This window comes from Agrobacterium sp. GD03872 (genome assembly GCF_029840625.1).
GTDB lineage: Bacteria > Pseudomonadota > Alphaproteobacteria > Rhizobiales > Rhizobiaceae > Agrobacterium > Agrobacterium fabrum_A.
Genome location: NZ_JAOCCY010000004.1, coordinates 1 through 20,856 on the forward strand (window position 1 = coordinate 1; position 20,856 = coordinate 20,856).

Here is a 20,856-nt window from a genome sequence, read left to right on the forward strand (position 1 = left end):
CAACTGGCAGCGCCTTGATCTCTGGCTGCAACGAGAGGGCGATACGGAACAAGACCGGCGCATTTTCGTTATCGCTCATGGAAGGAGGCGTGCCATGCAGCAGAATTCCTCTGAGGGAAGAACGATCAAGGCCGCCAACACGGCAAAGGTTTCGACTTATACGCCAAGCCTCATTTCCCTGAAGGGAAGTTACGTGGCGATGATATTTCGCAGGCCGCTTTGCCGAAACCCGCTGGATGTGCGGAAGAAATAAGGGCAGGGAATTTGCCTGTTGCCTGGCTCCGCATATTGATGACGACGAGTGCCGAAATGATCGAAAGCTTTAGATGTCTCTAAACTGTGATTTTTAATCCGGCTCGTCTCCACCTAGACTGGAGATTGCCACAAAAGCGAAGGGAGAATGACATGAAATCAGTTCTCATTATCGCCGCTGTCTTTGGTTTTTCCGCCAGTGCAGCGTTTGCGGAATGCGCAGGTCATCAACAGATCAATGCTTCCGTTCCTGCCGTAGATCGTGAATTCAAGACCGCAAGCATCGTTCCGCCGACAGAGCCGGCGGAAAAGCCAGTCGTCATCCTGAAAAAGACCGACCGCCTGCCTGCGACGGTTGCGACGACCGGTGAACCGGAAGCCGCAATGCAACGCATGCAATAAGACAAGACAATGACCTCTTCATTCTAGAAATCCCGTGCGTGAGGTGATCCGCACGGGATTTTGCTTTCCGGGCGAGGCTGGCAGTTTCGCTTTTTGCCTGCGCTTTTTCGAGCATTTTCATCGGCCGCTAGCTGTCGAGCTTCAGCGACAGCTGCTTCGGCCCTTCGTTCTTTTTAAGCACGTAAAGCGGCCGGGTGATGATGACTTCCGTTCGCCGCTGCAGCTCGCGCCGCCGCTCCAGCGCGCGTTCGCGCATGTCGCGGGAACGGGCGACAACGGAGAGGGCATTTTCTATGGCTGCGTCTGCTGTGTTCATCGCTGACCTCCATAATGTTCACTTTATGTTCTCATTATTGGCGGCTTGTGTCAACACTATGGCAGACGTGCCGGCGGGACCGCCACGCAGGGCGCGATGAGCGACCGTGGATGCGGCGAGCCGCATCGGGATATGCGGATGCGGGGGAAGATCGGCTTTGCGCCACACGGCGATCCTTGCGGCATGACCTGTTCCGGCAGTGTCGGCTGTGACACTCCGGGTCTGCTGTGTCGATTTTTGCGATGTTGTTTCGATACGCGGGCGCTAATCCGCCCGGTTTCAGGGGGAGATCAGGAGAGGGGACGTTGATCCGGCGCGGGAACGCCGGCGGACAGCAGATCGGTGAGATGCTCGCTGGCGAGCGCGACGATGGCAAGGGCGGCCTGCTGGCGGTTCCAGCCGGCATGTTCCGCTTTTTCGATCAGCCCATGAATGGAAGGTTCGAGCGCAAACTGGCACTCGGCCTGATAGTCCATGGTGTCGATCGAAAGTGACGGGGAATTGATTGCGGCCCGCATCCTTTGGTCTCCCTGTTTTCCGGCATGCCCATCATACGCGAGACGCAAATCGGAACATGCACATTCAGAGGCCGGTGATATCGGGTAAGCCTTACAGGCCCACATATCACTGGCAGCGAATCCCCCAGCAGGCGGACGTTAACGGCAAGTCTCGATCGCTGTCAACGAGCCTGCGGTAGCGATGACGCCGCCATGCTCGTTTTTCAGAGCCTTCCGTTCCGGAAAGGTTTTCGCCGCCAGATCAACAGCGCCATGACATAAAGCGCAAAAAGCACGAACCATGTGACGGGCAGCACCATGAAAAGCGCCGCATAGGCGCAATTTCCCTCAAAACAGGAGCCGAGAAACCCGGAATCGGCCAGCGCTGCCGACAATAAAAACGCACATATCCCGCTCCCGACCGCGCCGAGGATGAAAAGCAATATGTTGATGAGCAATCTCATGGTCCCGATCATAAGGACGATTGAGACAGCTTTGGGGAAGGGACAAGCAGAAGCGTATGGAAATGGAATTGCAGGCGTGTGGCGCAGCCGCGCTCTGCGGGTGACGAGGGCTGCTCCATGCGCAACCATTATCGAAAGCGAAGGCCCTGGCGAAAGCCTGGCACGCTTATGCGATGCTTCAAGCTAGCATCGCAACGTCTTGTCATTTCAGGAGGAATTTGGTGGGTGATGTAGGGCTCGAACCTACGACCCGCTGATTAAGAGTCAGCTGCTCTACCAACTGAGCTAATCACCCGACCGGCACCGTGTGGCGGTGTGAGGGGGCGTATAAAGGGGAAGTTTGGGCTTGTCCAGCGCGGAAATGAAATTTCTTCGATTTTTGTGACGAAAAAATTTCAGCCGCGCTGGAAAAGTCTGGAAATCCGGGGTTTTACGGATTTTTGCCTTTATTCATCCGCGCCTGAAAGCCCGACCGACAAGGATGAGGATGCAGGCGCCGATGAAGCCGGCGATGAGGTAACCGAGCCAGCCGGTCAAAACGATTCCAAACACCGATAGGATGGCGTTGGCGACGATCGCGCCGACGATTCCAAGAAGGATGTTCATGAAAACACCCATATTGCTTTTCATGAATTGTTCGGCGAGCCACCCGGCGACACCACCGATGATGATGGCTGCGATCCAGCCAATGCCAGCAGATTCCATGATTTCCTCCCATGTTGCTGCATATCAAAGGTGATGATTCTCGTGGTGAAAAGCAAGGCAAACTCCTGAAAACCTCGCTTCATGCGGGTGGTTTTCCGTGCGGCAGGCGCTAAATAGCCTGATGCGGCGCAATGAGACGAAAGGCATGGATGTGCGGTTGATGTTCGGCGGATGGATGGATGGCATGCGGATGTTCGATGGGCTGACGCCGGATCGGCGGCGAAGGACTGCCATGGCAGCGATGATGGCCATGGTGCTGTGCCTGTTCGGCGGTCTTCTGTCGGCGATGCCGGCTTCGGCGCAGGAGGGCACGCCCCCCGCACCGGTGGCGATCCAGGTTTCGACCGTCGAACAGGCAAGGACGGAGCTTGAGAAATGGAAGGCCGATGTCGCGGCGATCGCCAGGCAGGTGGAAGCGGGCGGCAGCGACGATGTGCAGCTTGTGGACCTGAAGGGCCGCGCCGATACCATCGCCGCCGATGCAACCGCCGCCAACACCAAGCTGCGCACCCGTCTCGACCAGATCAAGACCCGGCTGGACGCTCTCGGCGCGCCGCCGGCGGATGACCAGCCGCCGGAAGCGAGCATGGTGACGGAGGAGCGAAACCGGCTGACGGCGGAACGGGCTGAGGTGAATGCGATTGCCGGCGAGGTGGAGAGCACGGCCACCAACGCCGCGCAGATCTCCAACAATATCACCGCCGTTCGCCGGGCGCTTTTCGCCGCCACGCTGTTCAAGCGCACGGAAGTTTCGGCGCAGACGCTGGGCGATGCGTCCTCCGCCTTTCTGACCGAATTGACCAACCTCAACAACGCTTTCAGCAGCTGGGTGAGTTTCGTCTGGAGTTACAAGCGCCTGCCGATGTTCGGGGCCGTGTCGCTGTCGATCATGGCGGGGCTGCTGTTTCTTGTGGTGGGTTACCGTTTTTTTGGCAGCCGCATGGATCGGCGGGCGTTTACGGGCGAGCCTTCCTATCTGCGACGGCTTTCGGTGGCCTTCTGGTCGACCATGGTGCAGTCGCTGTCGTTGTTCCTGTTCCTGGTCACATCGGCGTTCTTCCTCGATAATTTCAATGTGCTGCGATCCGATATCGCGCCGATCCTGTTCGGCGCCATGGCGGTCACCGGCTTCGTTTATTTCGTGTCGCGGCTGAGCTATGCGATCTTCGCGCCGACGCAGCCGGAGTGGCGCCTGCTCAAGGTTTCCAATCGCGGTGCGCACACGCTGTCCTCGGCGGTGCTGCTGATGGCGCTCGTCAACGGGCTCGATTACCTGTTCGGCGCGATCAGCGAGACGCTTTATTCGCCGCTGATCGTCACTGTTGCCAAAAGCTTCGTCGCCTCGATCATCATCGGCCTTATCCTGCTGACAGTGTCATTCCTGCGGCCGGTGATCGGCGAGGGGCAGGATTACGAGACCGGCAACCAGCGCCTGCCGCGCTGGCTGGTCATCCTGCTGCGGGTGGGCGGTCTCGTCCTCATCGGCGCCTGCCTGACGGGTTATGTCGGGCTGGCGCGCTTCCTTGCCACGCAGATCGTCGCCACCGGCGCGGTGCTGGCGACGATGTATATCGGCATTCTCTCGGGCAAGGCGATCTCGCGGCAGGGCGCCTTTGCGGAATCGCTTGCCGGCCGTTATCTCGCGCGGCGTTTCGGGCTTGGCGTGGTGGCGCTCGATCAGGCCGGTCTTGCCGCGGGGCTCGGCATCTATGCCGTCGCGCTTGCCTTCGGCGTGCCGCTCATCCTGTTTTCCTGGGGTTTCCAGCCGGGCGACATCGAAAGCTGGGCCTATCGTCTCCTGACGGGCATCACCGTCGGCAATGCCTCCATTTCGCTGATCGGCCTTTTCGGCGGCGTCCTTGTCTTCGCCATCGGTTACATCATCACCCGCTGGTTCCAGAAGTGGCTGGACAATAACGTCATGGCGCGCGGCCAGGTGGATGCCGGGGTGCGCAACTCGGTCAAGACCGGTATCGGTTATCTCGGTATCGCGGTGGCGGCCATCTTCGGCGTTTCCTCCGCCGGTCTCAACCTCTCCAGCCTGGCGCTGGTGGCTTCGGCCCTTTCGGTCGGTATCGGTTTCGGCCTGCAGAACATCGTCTCCAACTTCGTCTCCGGCCTCATCCTGCTGGTCGAACGCCCCTTCAAGGTGGGGGACTGGGTGGTGACAGGCACGACGGAAGGCACCGTCAAGCGGCTTTCGGTGCGCGCCACCGAGATCGAGACCTTCCGCGGTCAGTCGATCATCGTGCCGAATTCGGAATTCATCAATTCTTCCGTTGGCAACTGGACACACCGCAACCGCATCATGCGGGCGGAAATTCCCGTTTCCGTCTCCTACGATTCCGATCCGCAGAAGGTCATGGATATTCTGCTGGAACTGGTGCGCGCCCAGCCGTCGGTGCTGCGCAATCCCGAGCCGCATGTGGAATTCCTGCGGTTCGGCGATTTCTCGCTGGATTTCGAATTGCGCTTCCATCTCGCCGACCTGTCGAACGGGCTCGGCGTGAAAAACGCGCTCCGGATCGCGATCCTCCACCGCTTCCGGGAGGAGGGGATCGACATCCCGTTCCCGCAGCGCAACCTCAATATCCACATGGAAGGCGACGCCAACCCGCAGATGCTGGCGGCCCTGCTTGCGGAGGAGGGTGAAAAGGCGGTGGTGTCGCATACGGGAGCGGCATCGCCCGCGACGGCGGCAGCTCCGGAAAAGGATGCCGGCACGGCGGGCGAAAAGACGGCTGCCGAGCCGAAACCCGCGGCAAAGGCGACCGGCAAGGACAATTGACGGAGCGCCGCAATTCCTGCGGCAAAGAGGCCGTATCTTTCGGGCGCGGGGTTCTTCCCGCGCCCGATTTCGTCGCGGTGAAAGATCGAGACGCTCGGGCAAGACTTTTTACTGGGTGAAGGCCGGATATTCCGGCTTTCGGCAAGAAAATATCATAAAAATACCCGTTAAGACTGTATTGTTATATAAACCGTAAGTTGATATATTGTGGTTATTGTTTAGTTTATTTTTCTGTCGGGGTTCAAATGCCGGATCCAGTCGATGAGAATGCAGGGCCTGCCCAGCCTGCCCAGCCTGCCCAGCCTGCCCAGCCTGCCCAGCCTGCCCAGCCTGCCCAGCCTGCCCAGTCTGCCCAGTCTGCCCAGTCTGCCCAGTCTGCCCAGCCTCCGGGCCCGGTTTCGGCGAAAACATCTCTTCGGGAGAAGCTGAAGGGGGTTTGGGCGTGGATGCAGCCCCATGCCGCCAGGCTGTCCCTTCTAACGGCGGGGGTCGTTATCGGCTCGGCGGGTCTGTTTTTCCTGATGGGTGAGACGGATGTGACCGACGATTACCTGCCGAAGCGCTGGAATGAATCCATCCGAAGGCTCGGCATAACGCCGGTCTATCCGCCCCAGGAGGACATCTACGTCGGCGATATCATCGCCGAAGTCGTAGATTCAGGCCATAAGTTCAAGTCGCTGCCGGACGATCTCCAGAGCGAATCCTTCATTGGCCGCTACGTCAAGGTGACGCAGATACCGGACCTTCGACAATACCTTTCCCTGAAATCGGAAGCCCCTTATTTCGGTGACAATACCTGGCAGCAGGGTGAGGAAAAGCTTGCCCTTTCGCAGCCGCGCAGCGAAGTCCAGAATAATGGCACGACCTCGGGTCTTGAGGTGAAGGATGTGCTTTTCCCGGTTATCAAGATCGAGCGACGGGAAGGCATGGCCGGGCTCTGGAACACTATCGGTTTCGGCGGCGCGCGTGCTGATGTCGAGGAAATCGAGCTTCAGAACGTCCAGACCTACGCCATCAATCCTTTTCACGCTCAATATGCATTGATTCAGTTTTGTGCCGGCAAGAAAACGCAGCTCCTTTGTAACGATGAATATCTGCGCGAGAAGCTCTCCTATATTCTCGGCCGAGACATTTTGCGAAGTGCGGAAACCAAAGATTGCGGTCTGCGCTACATCTATGACATCCGGCTGATTGTGGTGCGGCAGGCATTTCTGACGCGTGGCGTGAAGGTTACGAATGGCCGTGGGCGGCTGCTGGAAGCCAATTTGGCTGGTGGCAAGCCGGACATGAAGCAATTGCAGGATGCCGTGAATTCGGCGGCAACTGACCGGCCCAAGGAAACCCCGGAGGACGCTGCCGTGAAGGAAAAGCTCGCTGCTGAAAATGCCATCCGCAGCGCCAATAGTTCGGGTCTGTTCTCCGAACGTCGTTTTGCCCGGCCCCTCGTTATTGGCTTCAATTCTGTTTCGCTGGGTATGCGCGGCAGTACACCTGCTTGGAGGGACGATCTGGCAAAGGCCTCCGCCGATAAGAAAGTAAAAGGCACGACGCGGGCATGCGCGACATCGACGGAGGTGCAAAAATGAAAAACGCATCGATTTTGTTCGGACTGGTTAGCTTCTTTTTTGCCCCTGCTCCAAATGCATTCGCGCAGAACGCAGGAGGCGGGGCTTCCCCGCTGGCTGCCGGTTGTCAATTTGAGATTCCGCCCTGCGAAATTCCCATCCAAAATGATCCAGAGGAGTCTCCGGTTTCTCCACCACCGGCAGCGGGCGGAGGAGGCATTCACAATCTGCCCGGAGCCCCTGTTTTCAAAGAAACCATTATTGTTCCGGGCAATAAGATGCTCGAAGATTTCAAGCTGGATCAACCAAAGATGCTTGAGATGCAGAGGCGGCTTCAGAATCGGTAGCCCTGAATATCGGAGCTATACTCGCCAGTCAGTGTCGCCGCCTCCACAGGGGCGGCGGCAGCGCAGAAGCCCACCCCCGTGACAGCAATTTCTTCCCTGTCGCAGCACCCTATGGCCATGTCGCAATCAGGCGGCTGAACGGCGACCGAGCGCTTCATATTCCTCCCATCCAATGTCGGCGGAATAAGGCGAGGCCGGCGCTTTTCAGGGGTTCTGTAAATGAAGACACATGCACGGGCGGTGGTGATCGGTGGCGGCGTCGTTGGCGTTTCGACGCTTTATCATCTTGCCAGGAAGGGCTGGAGCGACAGCGTGCTCATCGAGCGCAAGGAGCTCACCTCCGGTTCCACCTGGCACGCGGCCGGGCTTCTGCCGCTGTTCAACATGAGCTATTCGGTCGGCCAGATCCACAAATATTCCGTCAAGTTCTATGAGGAGCTTCAGGAAGAGACCGGCATGAATGTCGGCTTCTCCAAGGTGTCCAACATCCGTCTCGCCCGCACCAAGGATCGCTGGGACGAATATATGTATTATGCCGGCATTGCCGAGACCATCGGCGTGCGCGTCAACATGCTGACGCCGGAGCAGGTGAAGGAAATCTGGCCGCTCTGCGAGACGGACGGCCTGCTCGGCGCCATCCAGCATCCGGATGACGGTTATATTCAGCCTGCCGATCTGACGCAGGCGCTCGCCAAGGGCGCGCGTGATCGCGGGGCAACCATCTACCGCAACACGACGGTCACCGCCATCGAGCAGCTGGAAGACGGTCACTGGAAGGTGACGACCGACAGGGGCGAGATCATCGCCGAGCATATCATCTCCTGCACGGGCTCCTTTGCCCGCAAGACCGGCGAGATGGTCGGCATCAACATTCCGGTCATTCCGGTCGAGCATCAATATATCGTCACCGAGCCGCACCCGGCCATCCAGGAGCGCCGCCGCCAGGGTCTGCCGGAAATGGGCGTGCTGCGCGAATCCGACTCCGCCTGGTACATGCGCGAGGAAGCGGGCGGTCTGATCCTCGGTCCTTACGAAGTCGGCGCGCCGGTCTGTTATGTCGACGGTCCCTCCGATGACAGCGAATATGAGCTGTTCCAGGAAGAGCTTGACCGCCTGATGCCGCATATCGAAACCGCCATGGTGCGCGTTCCGGCCTTCGGTGAGGTGGGTATCAAGAAGGTCTATAACGGTGCTATCGCCTATACGCCTGATGGCAACCCGATCGTCGGCCCCGCACCGGGCCTGAAGAATTTCTGGCTGAATGAAGGCCATTCCTTCGGCATCACCGCTGCCGGCGGCGCCGGCTGGCAGCTGGCCGAATGGATCGTCGACGGCGAGCCGACGCTCGACCTGATGGGCGTCGATCCGCGCCGCTTCGGCCCTTACGCGACGGAAGGTTACCTCATCGCCAAGAACGAGGAAGCCTATGCCAACGTCTTCACCATGCATTATCCGGATGAGGAGCGCTCCGCCGCCCGTCCGTTGAAGACGACGCCGGTTTATGACCGCCTGAAGAAGCTCGGCGGCGTTTTCGGCTCCGTCTATGGCTGGGAGCGCGCCAACTGGTATGCGCCGGAAGGTTATGCGCTGCGCGAGGAAGACCTCGGCGTGGGTGCGGATGTCATCACCAGCCACAACCATGCGCCGGCATTGGATGACGGCCGTATCGTCGAGAAATGGTCGTTCCGCCGCTCGAACTATTTCGAACATGTCGGCAACGAGGTGAAGAATGTCCATCAGAATGTCGGCGTGCTCGATATGTCGGCCTTCGCCAAGATGGAGGTTTCCGGCCCCGGCGCGCGGGCATGGCTCGACAGCATTCTCGCCAATGCGGTGCCGAAGAAGCGCGGCCGTATCGCGCTCACCCATCTTCTGACGCCGAATGGCGGCGTGAAGGCCGAATTCACGGTCTATGAATGGGCGCCGGGCCGTTTCTACATGGTTTCGGCCGGTGGTCTCGAAGCGCATGACCATGACGTGCTGCGCCGCCTTGCGCCCACCGATGGTTCCGTGGTGCTGCAGCCGATCACGCAGAAATACGGCGTGCTGGTGCTTGCCGGTCCGAAGTCGCGCGATCTCCTGAAGAAGCTGACCCGCACCAGCCTTGAGAACAAGGATTTCCCCTGGCTCACCGGCAGGCAGATTTCCGTCGGCGTGGCGACGGCGCATGCGCTGCGCGTCAACTTCGTGGGCGAACTGGGTTGGGAACTGCACCATCCGATCGAGATGCAGAACTACATCTTCGACCGGCTGATGGAAGCGGGCGCCGAATTCGGCATCAAGCCTTTCGGCATCCGCGCCATGGTCTCCATGTCGCTCGAAAAATCCTATCGCAACATGGGGCGCGAGCTTTCGGTGGAATATAACGCCTATGAATCCGGTCTCGACCGCTTCCTGCGCCCGGAGAAGAGCTTCATCGGCCGCGATGCGCTGGTGGCTTATAAGGAGGCCGGCGTGAAGTGGGTGTTCTCGACGCTCACCGTGTCAGGCAATACGGATGTCGATGCGCGCGGTTCGGAAGCGATCTTCGATGAAAGCGGCGCGCTTGCGGGCCGTGCGACGAGCGGCGGTTTCGGCTGGCGTCTCGGCAAATCCATCGCGCTCGCCATGCTCAAGCCGGAATATGCGGCCGTGGGCACCAAGCTAAAAATCCGCATTCTCGGCACCTCCTATGATGCCGAAGTGGTGGAAGAAAGCCCGTTCGATACGGAAAATGCGCTTCTGCGCGCCTGAGACAAAATATCCCCTCCCGCAGTCGGAATACGGCCCCTCGTGGGCCGTATTTCCGTTTAAGTAAGCATATGCTCAACTGCTTTCCCAACAAAAGTGCTATTAATGATTCTGAAAAATGCGCCTGCTATTTTCCCCTGACATTCGATGGGGGATCGGGGCAGAATGAATTTTCTCGGCATCACGGGCATGCAATATTCTGGCGTGCCTTTTACCAACAGCCGCATCTTGCTGGCGGAAGACACCAATGTGTTCACCCAGATGGTGAGCATGCGGCTGAAGGAATTGCTCGGCGTTTCCGTGGAAGTGTGCCGCAATTTCGAGGAATTGCAGGCCTGCTACGAACATTCGCCGGAGCCGGTGACGCTCGCCATTTCCAACATCAACCTGCCGGGGGCGGAAAAGGGCGAGGCGCTGGAATATCTGATCGATCTTTCGATCCCGACCATCGTTTTCACCAGCACCTTTCATGAAGCGACGCGCGAGACGCTGATCGCCAAGGATGTGGTCGATTATATTCTGAAAGACAATATTTTCGCCGTGGATATGCTGACGGAATCCGTCTGCCGCTTTCTCACCAACCACCGCCACCATGTGCTGATCGTCGATGACAGCCCGACGGCGCGGGCGCTGCTTTCGAGCCGCCTCAAGCGCTATAATTTCCGCGTCAGCCTGGCGGATAGCGGTGCGAAGGCGCTCGATATACTGAAGGCCAATCCCGATATCGGCCTCGTCGTGACCGATTACAACATGCCCGATATTGACGGTTTCGAACTGACGCGGCGCATCCGCACCGTGCGCGGCTCGCATGAGCTGCGCATCATCGGCGTGTCCTCCTCCACCAACCGGCTGCTTTCGGCGCGGTTCCTGAAGGCGGGCGGCAATGATTTCATGCTGCGGCCCTTCATCGATGAGGAGTTCTATTGCCGCGTCAACCAGAACCTCGATACGCTGGTGCAGATACAGCTGGCGAAGGCGGGGGTAAGGCCGGCGGCCTGAGGCGGAATTTCCCGAGGTCGGTCTTGCCTGTCAAAGCTGCGATTCCAGTGGCAGAAAACGCATGATGCCCGCGACGATGCGGCGGCTGACGGCCGCGTCGGGTTCGCGCCGGTAGGTCTTCGTCCGTCCCTGTTCGTCCGTCATCCAGAGGATGTGCCTGCCTTTGTCGATCGCCAGTTCGAAGCTCATGCTGCGGCGGATTTCCTCGGCGAATATCTCGTCCATGCGGGCAACCAGCGGGGCTGAGTTGAACACGACGCCCATTTCCGTGTTGAGCGAGGCGGAGCGAGGATCGAAATTGAGCGAGCCGATATAGCCTGTCCTGCCATCGCGGGTGAAGGCCTTGGTGTGCAGGCTTGCCTGCCCCGAACCGCGCAGGGTGAAGTTCGGCTGATCCGCCTGCGCGCGCAGCTCATGCAGGCGCACCCCGCCAAGCAGGAGCGGCTTGCGATAGCGGGCATAACCGGCGTGCACGGCCGCCACGTCCGTTGCGGCCAGCGAATTGGTAAGGATGGCGACAGAGACGCCGTTTTCCGCGAGCTGCAAAAATATCCCAACCCCCTGTCTGCCGGGAATGAAATAGGGGGAGGTGATGTGCAGGCTGTCGCTTGCCGCCTGCATCAGCGGCAGCAGGCTTTCCATCAGGAAATTGTGGCCCTTGCGGCGTTTGCCCGCCGCTTTCTCAGGCGGGTCGGCGAGAATATCCGCCGCCTCAACCCAGTGCAGACGGTCCGACATCAGGAAATGGTCGCGGTCATACTGGCTTTCGACGCGTTCCAGATAGGGCTTGGCGGCATCGCTCTTCGGCAAGGCGTCCAGTTCGCGCCGCAATCGGGCAAGTTTGCTCGGCCGTCGCGCCAGAAGCGACCGCACGGGAACGGAAACGGCGCTGTTCCAGTAATCGTCGAAGATTTCGGTGGCGTCGGCGACGATCCTGCCGAAACCGAGAATGTCGAAATCGTGGAAATTCGCGCGCTCGGCCGCATCGAAATAGGCGTCGCCGATATTGCGCCCGCCGACGATGACGGCCCGCCCATCGGCAATCCAGGCCTTGTTGTGCATGCGGCGGTTGACGCTGCGGAAACGCAGCACCAGCTCGATGCTGCGATGCAGCATATTTTCCCGCGCCCGGGTGGGGTTGAACAGCCTCAGCTCGATATTGGGGTGGCTGTCGATGGCGTGGAAGACGCGGTCTGAGATGGAGACGCCGAGATCGTCGAGCAGCAGTCGCACGCGCACGCCGCGATCGGCGGCGGCGATGACTTCGCGCATCATCAGCCGTCCGGTCAGGTCGGCATTCCACATGTAATACATGAGATCGAGGCTGCGTCCGGCGGCCCGGACCGTGGCGACGCGGACGGCAAAGGCATCGAGATTGGAATGCAGCAGGCAGAGCGCATTCTTCTCGTTCCAGCCGTTCCTTATCGACTGCCAGTGCCGGTCCAGCGCCGTTTCGTCCTCGACAGGGGGCAGGGCGGTGGAAGGGCGCTTGGGAATGGCCTTTTCCCGCTGCTTGCCGATGACGACGAACAGGCTCGGTCCAATGACCAGAAGAAGAATGACGATGAAGACCGTAAATGCAGTCACTTGTTTTGATCGCTCCCGCCCGAAGACTATCAGGCGGGATGAAAACGCGCGAGTGGGTAAAGCGTTCACATGCCAATGCAATGCGTCATGACAGGCAGCGTCGGTTTCCGACCTATCGGATGCCGAAAGCCTTGCCGAGCCTGTCGCCGAGGGCGCGGGCGCCGGAGAGGGCTGGACGCCGGTCGGCTTCACCCATGTTGACCGGCGGAGCGGTCGAAACTTCATTTCCGGTCAATCGAAACTGGGCGATCAGCCGGTTCAGTGCGGTGACCTCGTTTGCAAGCGCGTGGCTGGCCGCCGTCTGTTGTTCGACCATGGCTGCATTCTGCTGTGTGCCCTGATCGATGGAGTTCAGGGCCGCGCTTATCTCGTTCAGCCCCGTCGCCTGCTCACGTGACGAGCGGACAATCGCCGTCACGTTCCGCTCGATCTCCTGCACCTGCCCGACGATGTCCGCCAGGGCCGCGCCGGTATCTCCGACAAGGGTGACGCCCATATGAACCTGCTCGCCCGACTTGGTGATGAGCGCCTTGATCTCCTTGGCGGCATTTGCGGAGCGTTGCGCTAGCTCGCGCACCTCCTGGGCAACCACAGCGAAGCCCTTGCCCGCTGAACCCGCACGCGCCGCCTCGACGCCCGCATTCAGCGCCAGAAGGTTGGTCTGGAAGGCAATCTCGTCGATAACGCCGATAATGCTGGAAATCTCGCGCGACGAGCTTTCGATGCCTCCCATCGCCTCGACGGCGCGGCGCACGACCTCCCCGGATTTTGCCGCCCCGATGCGGGTGCGTTCCACAAGTTGGCCGGCCTCGTCGGCACGCGATGTCGCGTCCTTGAGCGAGGTTGTTATCTCTTCGAGCGCAGCCGCCGTCTCCTCCACGGAAGCCGCCTGCTGTTCGGTGCGTCTGGCGAGATCGTCGGAAGCCGCGCGGATTTCCTCCGAGCCGGATCGAATGGCCTCGGCGTTTCTGTCGACGGCGGAAAGCGCCAGTTGCAGTTTTTCAAGCGATGCGTTGAAGTCGTGGCGAACCTGATCGAGCGACCCCGCGAAGGCGGCCTCGATGCGATGGGTCATGTCGCCATCGGCAAGCTTCTGCAAGCCCTCCGCCAGAGCTTCAACGGCGGCGCGCGTCTGCCGGTCGCGTTTGGCGGCCTCGGCGGCGTGTTCTGCACGCTCCTCATCGGACAAGGCCCGGTTCCGCTCGGCCTCTTCCTCAAGGCGGACCTTGGCGATTGTCGCGTCGCGCAGGACGGCAAGCGAGCGGGCCATTTCGCCGATTTCATCGCGGCGGCTGGATTCGGACAGATCCACATCCGTCCGCCCCTCTGCGATCCGGCTGGTTGCGGAGATAACCTTGTTGAGACGCTTGCCGAAACGGGCTGCAAGCAGCCAGCCGATGGCGACCATGGCCCCGGCGGCGATGGCGATGACAGCAATGGAGGTGACGGCGAGCGTGGAGAGATGGGCGAAAAGCGTTGATTTCGGTACGGAGACGATGGCGAACCAGGTCGTGTCCGGCAGGACATGGGCGGGCACGGCCAGCATCATGTGGCGAATGCCGGCGGCATCTGTCAGTTCGCGGGCGGTGCCCGGGTTGGTGATCAGGGCCTGCCACGCGGCGGCGTCCAGGCCGGAATCCTTCAGGGCCTTGCCATGCGTCGTGGCGTCGGGATGGCTGACAATACTGCCGTCCCTGCTGAGAAGCGCGATATAACCCTCGCCGAGCGGTTTCAGCTTCGCGAGGTCGGCGGCGAGGGAATCGAGTGCAATGTCGACACCGATCACGCCCGCAAACTTGCCGTTCAGCATGAGCGGCGCCATGAACGACGTCATGAAGACGTCTTTGCCGTTGATGGGGTAGACGTAGGGCTCGGTCATGAGGTCCTTGCCGGTCCGTCGCGGAACGAGATAATAATCGCCCGCTCCGGGGGTCTCGTAATCGACAAGCGGCTCCTCGACGGCCTTTCCGTCCTTGCGTGCGTAATAGGGCACAAAACGGCCTGTGGCGTCATGGCCCGGTGTGTTGGCGAATTCCTTGTCCATGCCGTCGAAAGCGTTGGGTTCCCAGCCGGTGCTGATACCCACCGCAAAGGGGCTGTCTTCGAGCAACCGCTTGAACAGGCGGTCTATGGACTGACGGTTCGGGTTACCCGTTTCCTTCTCGGTGTGGAGCGCAGAGCGCATATTCGCACCCAGCGTCGTCGCATGCGCAAAAAACGTCTCGACATTGGCGGCGCTGGTGTTGGCGGCGTTGTGCATCTCGGAGATCGAGCGTTCTTCCACCGCCCGATAGGAAAGCCATAAAAGCACGCCGGCGGTCGCCACGGTCGTCAAAACACCGGCGAAAACGATGGCGAACATATTGCGGGCGGTTGCGGTTTTCATAAACATCCTCATTCTCCAATGCGCCGGTTTGAAAACACGGCGCGAGCAATCGCTTCACAGGAATAAAAGGACATGCCGGACCGGCCGGCGGGAGACAGCGAGACCATTTCGCGCAGTTCCATGAGTTATCGGTTGAAGGTTTAAGAATCGATAAGGCTTGCGGGAATTTCGGTCACGATAATTACTCGGCTAATTATATTCGGCGGTGCGGCGGGCAAGGCTGGCGTACGACACAAATGCGGGAAGGACGATTGCGAATCTCATAAGTGTGTGCTTATGTGTCTCCATGACAGAGAACGATATTTTCCGGGCGCTGGCCGATCCGACACGCCGAGCGATTTTCGAAAAACTGGCGGATGGCGCCATGAATGCCTCCTCCTTGCGCGAAGGCATGGAAATCAGCCAGCCGGCCATGTCGCAGCATCTTTCGGTGCTGCGCGGGGCGGGGCTTGTGGTTGAGAGTCGGCAGGGTCGTTTCGTCAATTATCAGGTCGATCCGGAAGGATTGACCCGTATTGCGGCGTGGCTTGGCAAATATCGCGCCTACTGGCCGCAGCGCATCGAAGCGCTGAAGCTCCTGCTGAAGGATATGGACCAATGAACAGGCAAAAGCCCGAAACTCCCGACGCCATCGAGCTCGCATACGATCTGGACGAGCCGCCACAGAAGGTCTGGCGGGCGATCAGCATTCCGGCCTTCCGCGCCGTTTGGCTGCCAGCGGAAGCGCTGGCGGAACCGGAGGCAATCGACATCAGGCCCGGCGAAGAGGTCCGCTACAGGCTGCGGGAAGACAAGCCGCCATTTCTGGAAAGCGTCGTCACCTTCCAGATCGCGGGAAACGGGCGCGGCGGCACCAGCCTGCGCATCATTCATGATCTGCCCACCAATGCCGGCCGCATGACGAAGGCTGCCGCAAACCGCAACGTTTCGCCGATCAAGCTCGCTGCCTGATCCGCCACGTTTCCCGACATTTTCAACCGACAGGAGTTCGCCAATGCGCGAAGCGATGCAACTCGTCCCGATGGTCGTCGAACAATCCGCAAGGGGAGAACGGTCTTTCGACATTTATTCCCGCCTGTTGCGGGAACGGATCATCTTTCTCAGCGGGGAGGTCAACGATGCGGTTTCCGCACTGGTCTGCGCGCAATTGCTGTTTCTCGAGGCGGAAAACCCGAAGAAGCCCATCCACCTCTACATCAATTCGCCGGGTGGCGTCGTGACCAGCGGTTTGGCCATGTATGACACGATGCGTTACATTCGCGCGCCGGTTCACACCCTGTGCATGGGTACGGCCCGTTCCATGGGGTCGTTCCTGCTGATGGCGGGCGAACCGGGCACGCGCGCGGCGCTGCCCAATGCCAGCATCCTCATTCACCAGCCCTCGGGCGGTTTTCAGGGGCAGGCGTCGGACATGCTCATCCATGCCGAGGAAATCAGGCAGACAAAGCACCGCATGACGCGGCTTTACGCCGAGCATTGCGGGCGCAGTTATGAAGAGTTCGAGAGGGCGATGGATCGTGACCGGTTCATGACGGTGCAGGAGGCCCTGGAATGGGGCCTGATCGACCGCATTCTGGACGTCCGCGAGGATGCGGCGGCCTAAGGCCGGTCTTATTCGGATTTCCTGCTGATATTGGCGCCGGCCGGCAGGACTTCGAGGCTGCGCCGGTCAAGCTGTGCCAGCACCTCCTCGAAGCCGAAGCGGGATGTCCAGCCCAGCCTCCCTGCGGCGCGAGCGGGCGAATAGACCCTGTCAATGGTCGCTGGCAACGTCCATCCTTGTCGTGCGAAAGCTTCGGCGAGGGCCGGGGTCCGCTGCCGGAGAACGGAAGCGGCGTCCTCGGCGAGGCTGTCGCAGTCATCGGCGGAAAACGGGGTGGTTGCCGATATGATATAGCGTTGGAAATCGTCTCCCGCATTGGTCAGCGCCAGCACATGGGCATCGGCGACATCGCGAATATCGACGCCACGATGCAGCCTGTAGGCCGCCATGACATCGGCGGGCTCCGGGAAACTTCTGGACATGCGAAGCACGCGCACGGCGAGATGCGGGCCGGCCATCGCCTCCAGCATCCGCTCGGCTTCGAGCTTGGTGCGGTGATAGATGCTCTTCGGCCGGGGCGGCGTCGCTTCATCGATGAAGCTGCAGGACCCCGAGGAAACAGCGTGTCCGTAAAGCGCCGTGGTGCTGGTGAAAACCAGCCGCGGCACGCCCGCCGCCGTCGCCGCTTGCGCCACCATGTGGGTTCCCTCGACATTGATGCGCTGGAATTCCGCATCGGGAACCATGCCGACATGCGGAGCGTGGAGTGCGGCCGTATGGATCACCGCATCCGCCTGTTCGAAAGCGGAGCGCAACAGCGCCTCGTCCGCGAAATCGCCGACGATATGGGTGGTGGAAAAGGGGGAGCGGTCCATGCCGGTGACATTGTGCCTGCCGGCCAGGGCGCTGAAAATCGCGCGGCCGACCCGACCGGAACTGCCTGTCAGCACTATCCGCATGATGTCGCCTCCACATCAACACAAAAGGCAGCGCCGTGCGCTGCCTTTCAAGGGTTCATCCGGATGATCAGATATCCAGATTATCGGCAAAGGCCGCCCGTTCCTGGATGAAACGGAAGCGGGCATCGGCCTTGGTGCCCATCAGATTGTCGACGGCCTCGCGGGTGCCTTCGAAATCCACATCGTCGATCTCGACGCGCAGCAGGGTGCGCTTTTCGGGATCCATGGTGGTTTCCTTCAGTTGCTGGGCCATCATCTCGCCGAGGCCTTTGAAGCGGCCGATTTCGACCTTCTTGCCCTTGAAGACGGTTTCCATCAGCTCGGCACGGTGGGCGTCGTCGCGGGCATAGGCGCTCTTGGCGCCCTGACGGATGACGTAGAGCGGCGGCACGGCGAGGTACAGATGATTGCCGCGAATGAGTTCCGGCATTTCCTGATAGAAGAATGTGATGAGCAGCGAGGCGATATGCGCGCCGTCGACATCGGCATCGGTCATGATGATGATGCGCTCATACCGCAAATCCTCTTCGCGGTATTTGGTGCGCGTGCCGCAGCCGAGCGCCTGGATGAGATCGGCGATCTGCTGGTTGGCGGAGAGCTTTTCGCGGCTGGCGCTGCCGACGTTCAAAATCTTGCCGCGCAGCGGCAGGATGGCCTGATTGGCGCGGTTACGCGCCTGCTTGGCCGAGCCGCCGGCCGAGTCACCCTCGACGATGAAAAGTTCGGCATTTTCGGCGGTGTTCTGGGCGCAGTCCGCCAGCTTGCCGGGCAGGCGCAGCTTGCGCACGGCGGTCTTGCGGTTGACTTCCTTTTCCTTGCGGCGGCGCAGGCGCTCTTCGGCGCGCTCGATCACCCAGTCGAGCAGCTTGGCCGCTTCGCCCGGATTGCCGGCGAGATAATGGTCGAAGGGATCGCGCAGCGCGTTTTCGACGATGCGCTGGGCTTCGACGGTGGCGAGCTTGTCCTTGGTCTGGCCGACGAATTCCGGCTCGCGGATGAAGACGGAGAGCATGCCGGCGGCGGAGATCATCACGTCATCGGTGGTGATGTCCTTGGCGCGCTTGTTCTGCGTCAGGTCCGCGTAATTCTTCAGGCCCTTGGTGAGCGCAATGCGGAAGCCGGCCTCATGCGTGCCGCCTTCGGGTGTGGGAATGGTGTTGCAATAGGAATGGATCTGCGTGTCGCCGCCATACCAGGTGACGGCCCATTCGAGCGCGCCGTGGCCGCCGGTCTTTTCCGTACGGCCGGAGAAAATCTCGCGGGTGACGGTGAATTCCTTGCCGAGCGTGGCGGCGAGATAGTCCTTCAGGCCGCCGGGGAAATGGAACACGGCCTTTTCGGGGATTTCGCCGCCGGCCGGCACCATGCCGGGATCGCAGCTCCAGCGGATTTCGACGCCGCCGAAGAGATAGGCCTTGGAGCGGGCCATGCGGAAGATGCGGGCCGGTTCGAACTTGGCGTGATCGCCGAAGATCTGCGGATCGGGGTGGAAACGCACGCGGGTGCCGCGACGATTGTGCACATCGCCCAATTCCTCAAGCCCGCCAATCGGCGCGCCGCGCGAAAAGCGCTGGCGATAAAGCTTGCGGTTACGGGCCACTTCCACTTCGAGAAGATCGGAGAGCGCATTGACCACGGAAACACCGACGCCGTGCAGGCCGCCCGATGTCTCATAGGCCTTGCCGTCGAACTTGCCGCCGGCATGCAGCTTGGTCATGATGACTTCGAGCGTCGATTTGCCGGGAACCTGCGGGTGGTTTTCCACCGGAATGCCGCGGCCGTTATCGGTAACCGTCAGAAAACCTTCGGCGTCGAGATGGACCTCGATGAAATTGGCGTGGCCGGCGACGGCCTCGTCCATGGAGTTGTCGATGACTTCGGCGAAGAGATGGTGCAGCGCCTTTTCATCGGTGCCGCCAATATACATGCCGGGCCGCATGCGCACCGGCTCCAGCCCTTCGAGCACGCGGATCGAGGACGCGCCGTAGTCGTCACCGGGTGGTGATACGGGGGCGGGCGGCGTCACGGCCGCAACGGCTGCGGGTTTCGGCTGCACATTCGCGTTGGCGGGCACGTTGGCGGCCGCAGTCACCGGCGTCTTTGCGGTGTCCTCGTTCGTTTCCGTATCGCTGTTTCGTGCTGCCGGAAGACCGGAGAAGAGATCGTTGCTGTCGTCCATCATGTCCAAAGTTCAAAAGCGTGTGTCAGAATTTCGCCATGCGAATCATTATGCCAGTAGCGTCAATCATAACGCCAAACGCGGTTCCCGTCCGATTTGAAGTGGGTCCGTCTGGCAAACGCGGCGCATCCTATGCCACGATTGTGTCAGGGTTTCGCAACAGGAGGATTGCGCTGGCGAGGTTGCAATGGCAAGTCTCGCAGCCACGAATGAACGGTTAGCCAAGGCATGTCCACAGCTCATTTCACGTTTTGTACTCTTTTCAGTCTGACTGTTGCGGCCATGCCGGTTGCAGCCTTCGCCTCCGATGGGCCGTTACGTCCCTTCAAGGATGAGCTGTTTTCCGCCCAGACGGTGCTTTCCACGGCCGATGGTGGCGCTTCAGAAGTCGTCGATTATCAGGAGATGCGCGATATCAACGGCCGCGACGAGGTGCCCGAGCGGCGGGTGAAACGGCAATATGTCGATATGACGCCGAAGAAGGCGCAGACGCTGGAAAGCGTTTCCGTTGAGGGCAGGGCGCTTGAGGTTGGCCGCGTCGGGCCGGCAAGTGGGCAGGCCTTCACGGTCATCTTCATCCATGGACGCGGCGGCGACCGGCGGCTCGGCATGAACGACTACACCTTCGGCGGCAATTTCAACCGGCTGAAAAATCTGGCCGTCGCCAATGGCGGCACCTATTATGCGCCGAGCGTGCGCTCCTTCGATGAGAACGGCGTTGCCGATATCGCGGCGCTGATTGCCGATGCGGCCAGAAAATCGGGCGGCAAGCCTGTCATTTTGACCTGCGCCTCCATGGGCAGTTTCATCTGCTATGGCATCAGCCGCGACAAGGCCGCCGTCGCCAATCTCAAGGGCATGGCGATCCTCGGCGGTGCGGTCGATCCGGATTTTCCGAAAAGCGTCTTTGCCAGGGCGAAAAAGCCTGTCTGGTTCACCCATGGCAGCGCCGACAAGGTCTATTCGGCCGATCAGCAGGCGACGATCTTCCGCACGGTGTTGAAGGCCGGCGAGCCGGCGCGGTTCACGCAATATGAGAGCGGCAGCCACGGCACGCCGGTGCGCATGACCGACTGGCGGGCGGTTTTGAACTGGATTTTGAGCCGCTGAGGCCGTTATTTGGGTCAGCAACCGCAA

At 60.5% G+C, this 20,856-nt stretch carries 19 protein-coding genes and 1 tRNA gene; 11 read left to right on the top strand and 9 right to left on the bottom strand.

Translation table 11 applies throughout. The annotated features are described in order from the left end of the window. The coding region (locus N5D22_RS11025) for a hypothetical protein (RefSeq protein ID WP_279655053.1) at positions 1–253 on the top strand (253 nt) is incomplete at its 5' end. Positions 254–405: 152 nt separating this feature from the next. Next, positions 406–654 carry a hypothetical protein gene (locus N5D22_RS11030; protein WP_279655054.1) on the top strand — a complete coding sequence of 83 codons (249 nt, stop codon included), beginning with the start codon at positions 406–408 and terminating at the stop codon, positions 652–654. Positions 655–781: 127 nt separating this feature from the next. On the opposite strand, the gene N5D22_RS11035 is transcribed toward N5D22_RS11030, so the two are convergent. From N5D22_RS11035 to N5D22_RS11055, 5 genes are all read right to left on the bottom strand, one after another. Beyond that, positions 782–970, bottom strand: coding sequence for a hypothetical protein (locus N5D22_RS11035; protein WP_003524758.1), 189 nt, complete (start codon positions 968–970; stop codon positions 782–784). Positions 971–1,260: 290 nt separating this feature from the next. Next, positions 1,261–1,488, bottom strand: a complete 228-nt coding sequence (locus tag N5D22_RS11040) for a hypothetical protein (RefSeq protein ID WP_279655055.1) — start codon at positions 1,486–1,488, stop codon at positions 1,261–1,263. A gap of 203 nt (positions 1,489–1,691) precedes the next feature. After that, positions 1,692–1,943, bottom strand: a complete 252-nt coding sequence (locus N5D22_RS11045) for a hypothetical protein (RefSeq protein ID WP_020810465.1) — start codon at positions 1,941–1,943, stop codon at positions 1,692–1,694. 207 nt (positions 1,944–2,150) lie between these two features. Continuing rightward, positions 2,151–2,226 (bottom strand) — tRNA-Lys (locus tag N5D22_RS11050). Between the two features lie 155 nt (positions 2,227–2,381). Then, on the bottom strand, positions 2,382–2,636 hold the full coding sequence (locus N5D22_RS11055) for a GlsB/YeaQ/YmgE family stress response membrane protein (RefSeq protein ID WP_279655056.1): 255 nt from the start codon (positions 2,634–2,636) through the stop codon (positions 2,382–2,384). 121 nt (positions 2,637–2,757) lie between these two features. Here N5D22_RS11055 and N5D22_RS11060 point away from each other — a divergent pair, with 121 nt between their 5' ends. The 5 genes from N5D22_RS11060 (at position 2,758) to N5D22_RS11080 (ending at position 11,065) form a co-directional block, all read left to right on the top strand. Further along, positions 2,758–5,424: a mechanosensitive ion channel family protein gene (locus N5D22_RS11060; protein WP_279655505.1), complete on the top strand. Its 2,667-nt coding sequence runs from the start codon at positions 2,758–2,760 to the stop codon at positions 5,422–5,424. Positions 5,425–5,960: 536 nt separating this feature from the next. Further along, positions 5,961–7,010 (top strand): hypothetical protein, encoded by a 1,050-nt coding sequence (locus N5D22_RS11065; protein WP_279655057.1) that lies wholly within the window; start codon positions 5,961–5,963, stop codon positions 7,008–7,010. Then, complete coding sequence (locus N5D22_RS11070; protein ID WP_279659036.1) at positions 6,980–7,336, top strand: hypothetical protein; 357 nt, start codon at positions 6,980–6,982, stop codon at positions 7,334–7,336. The genes N5D22_RS11065 and N5D22_RS11070 overlap by 31 nt, the downstream gene beginning before the upstream one ends. A gap of 219 nt (positions 7,337–7,555) precedes the next feature. Beyond that, entirely contained in the window at positions 7,556–10,069 is a 2,514-nt protein-coding gene (locus N5D22_RS11075) for an FAD-dependent oxidoreductase (protein WP_279655059.1), read from the top strand. A gap of 162 nt (positions 10,070–10,231) precedes the next feature. Next, positions 10,232–11,065: a response regulator gene (locus N5D22_RS11080; RefSeq protein ID WP_279655060.1), complete on the top strand. Its 834-nt coding sequence runs from the start codon at positions 10,232–10,234 to the stop codon at positions 11,063–11,065. Between the two features lie 30 nt (positions 11,066–11,095). On the opposite strand, the gene N5D22_RS11085 is transcribed toward N5D22_RS11080, so the two are convergent. Both N5D22_RS11085 and N5D22_RS11090 read right to left on the bottom strand, forming a co-directional pair. Beyond that, entirely contained in the window at positions 11,096–12,652 is a 1,557-nt protein-coding gene (locus N5D22_RS11085; protein WP_279655061.1) for a phospholipase D family protein, read from the bottom strand. Positions 12,653–12,764: 112 nt separating this feature from the next. Further along, positions 12,765–15,044, bottom strand: a complete 2,280-nt coding sequence (locus tag N5D22_RS11090) for a methyl-accepting chemotaxis protein (RefSeq protein ID WP_279655062.1) — start codon at positions 15,042–15,044, stop codon at positions 12,765–12,767. A gap of 280 nt (positions 15,045–15,324) precedes the next feature. Here N5D22_RS11090 and N5D22_RS11095 point away from each other — a divergent pair, with 280 nt between their 5' ends. Genes N5D22_RS11095 through N5D22_RS11105 form a run of 3 tightly spaced genes read left to right on the top strand, consistent with a single transcriptional unit; the run spans position 15,325 to position 16,641 of the window. Next, the gene (locus N5D22_RS11095; protein ID WP_279655063.1) at positions 15,325–15,639 is read left to right on the top strand and encodes a metalloregulator ArsR/SmtB family transcription factor; all 315 of its coding nucleotides are present in this window, start codon (positions 15,325–15,327) and stop codon (positions 15,637–15,639) included. Beyond that, positions 15,636–15,989, top strand: coding sequence for a hypothetical protein (locus N5D22_RS11100; RefSeq protein ID WP_279655064.1), 354 nt, complete (start codon positions 15,636–15,638; stop codon positions 15,987–15,989). The genes N5D22_RS11095 and N5D22_RS11100 overlap by 4 nt, the downstream gene beginning before the upstream one ends. 43 nt (positions 15,990–16,032) lie before the next feature. Next, positions 16,033–16,641, top strand: a complete 609-nt coding sequence (locus N5D22_RS11105; protein WP_279655065.1) for an ATP-dependent Clp protease proteolytic subunit — start codon at positions 16,033–16,035, stop codon at positions 16,639–16,641. Positions 16,642–16,649: 8 nt separating this feature from the next. On the opposite strand, the gene N5D22_RS11110 is transcribed toward N5D22_RS11105, so the two are convergent. Together N5D22_RS11110 and parE are read right to left on the bottom strand one after the other, a co-directional pair. Continuing rightward, entirely contained in the window at positions 16,650–17,540 is an 891-nt protein-coding gene (locus N5D22_RS11110; RefSeq protein WP_279655066.1) for an NAD(P)-dependent oxidoreductase, read from the bottom strand. A gap of 67 nt (positions 17,541–17,607) precedes the next feature. After that, positions 17,608–19,722, bottom strand: a complete 2,115-nt coding sequence (gene parE, locus N5D22_RS11115; protein ID WP_279655067.1) for a DNA topoisomerase IV subunit B — start codon at positions 19,720–19,722, stop codon at positions 17,608–17,610. 225 nt (positions 19,723–19,947) lie between these two features. Here parE and N5D22_RS11120 point away from each other — a divergent pair, with 225 nt between their 5' ends. Next, positions 19,948–20,829: an alpha/beta fold hydrolase gene (locus N5D22_RS11120; protein ID WP_279655068.1), complete on the top strand. Its 882-nt coding sequence runs from the start codon at positions 19,948–19,950 to the stop codon at positions 20,827–20,829. The last annotated feature ends 27 nt before the right edge of the window (positions 20,830–20,856 follow it).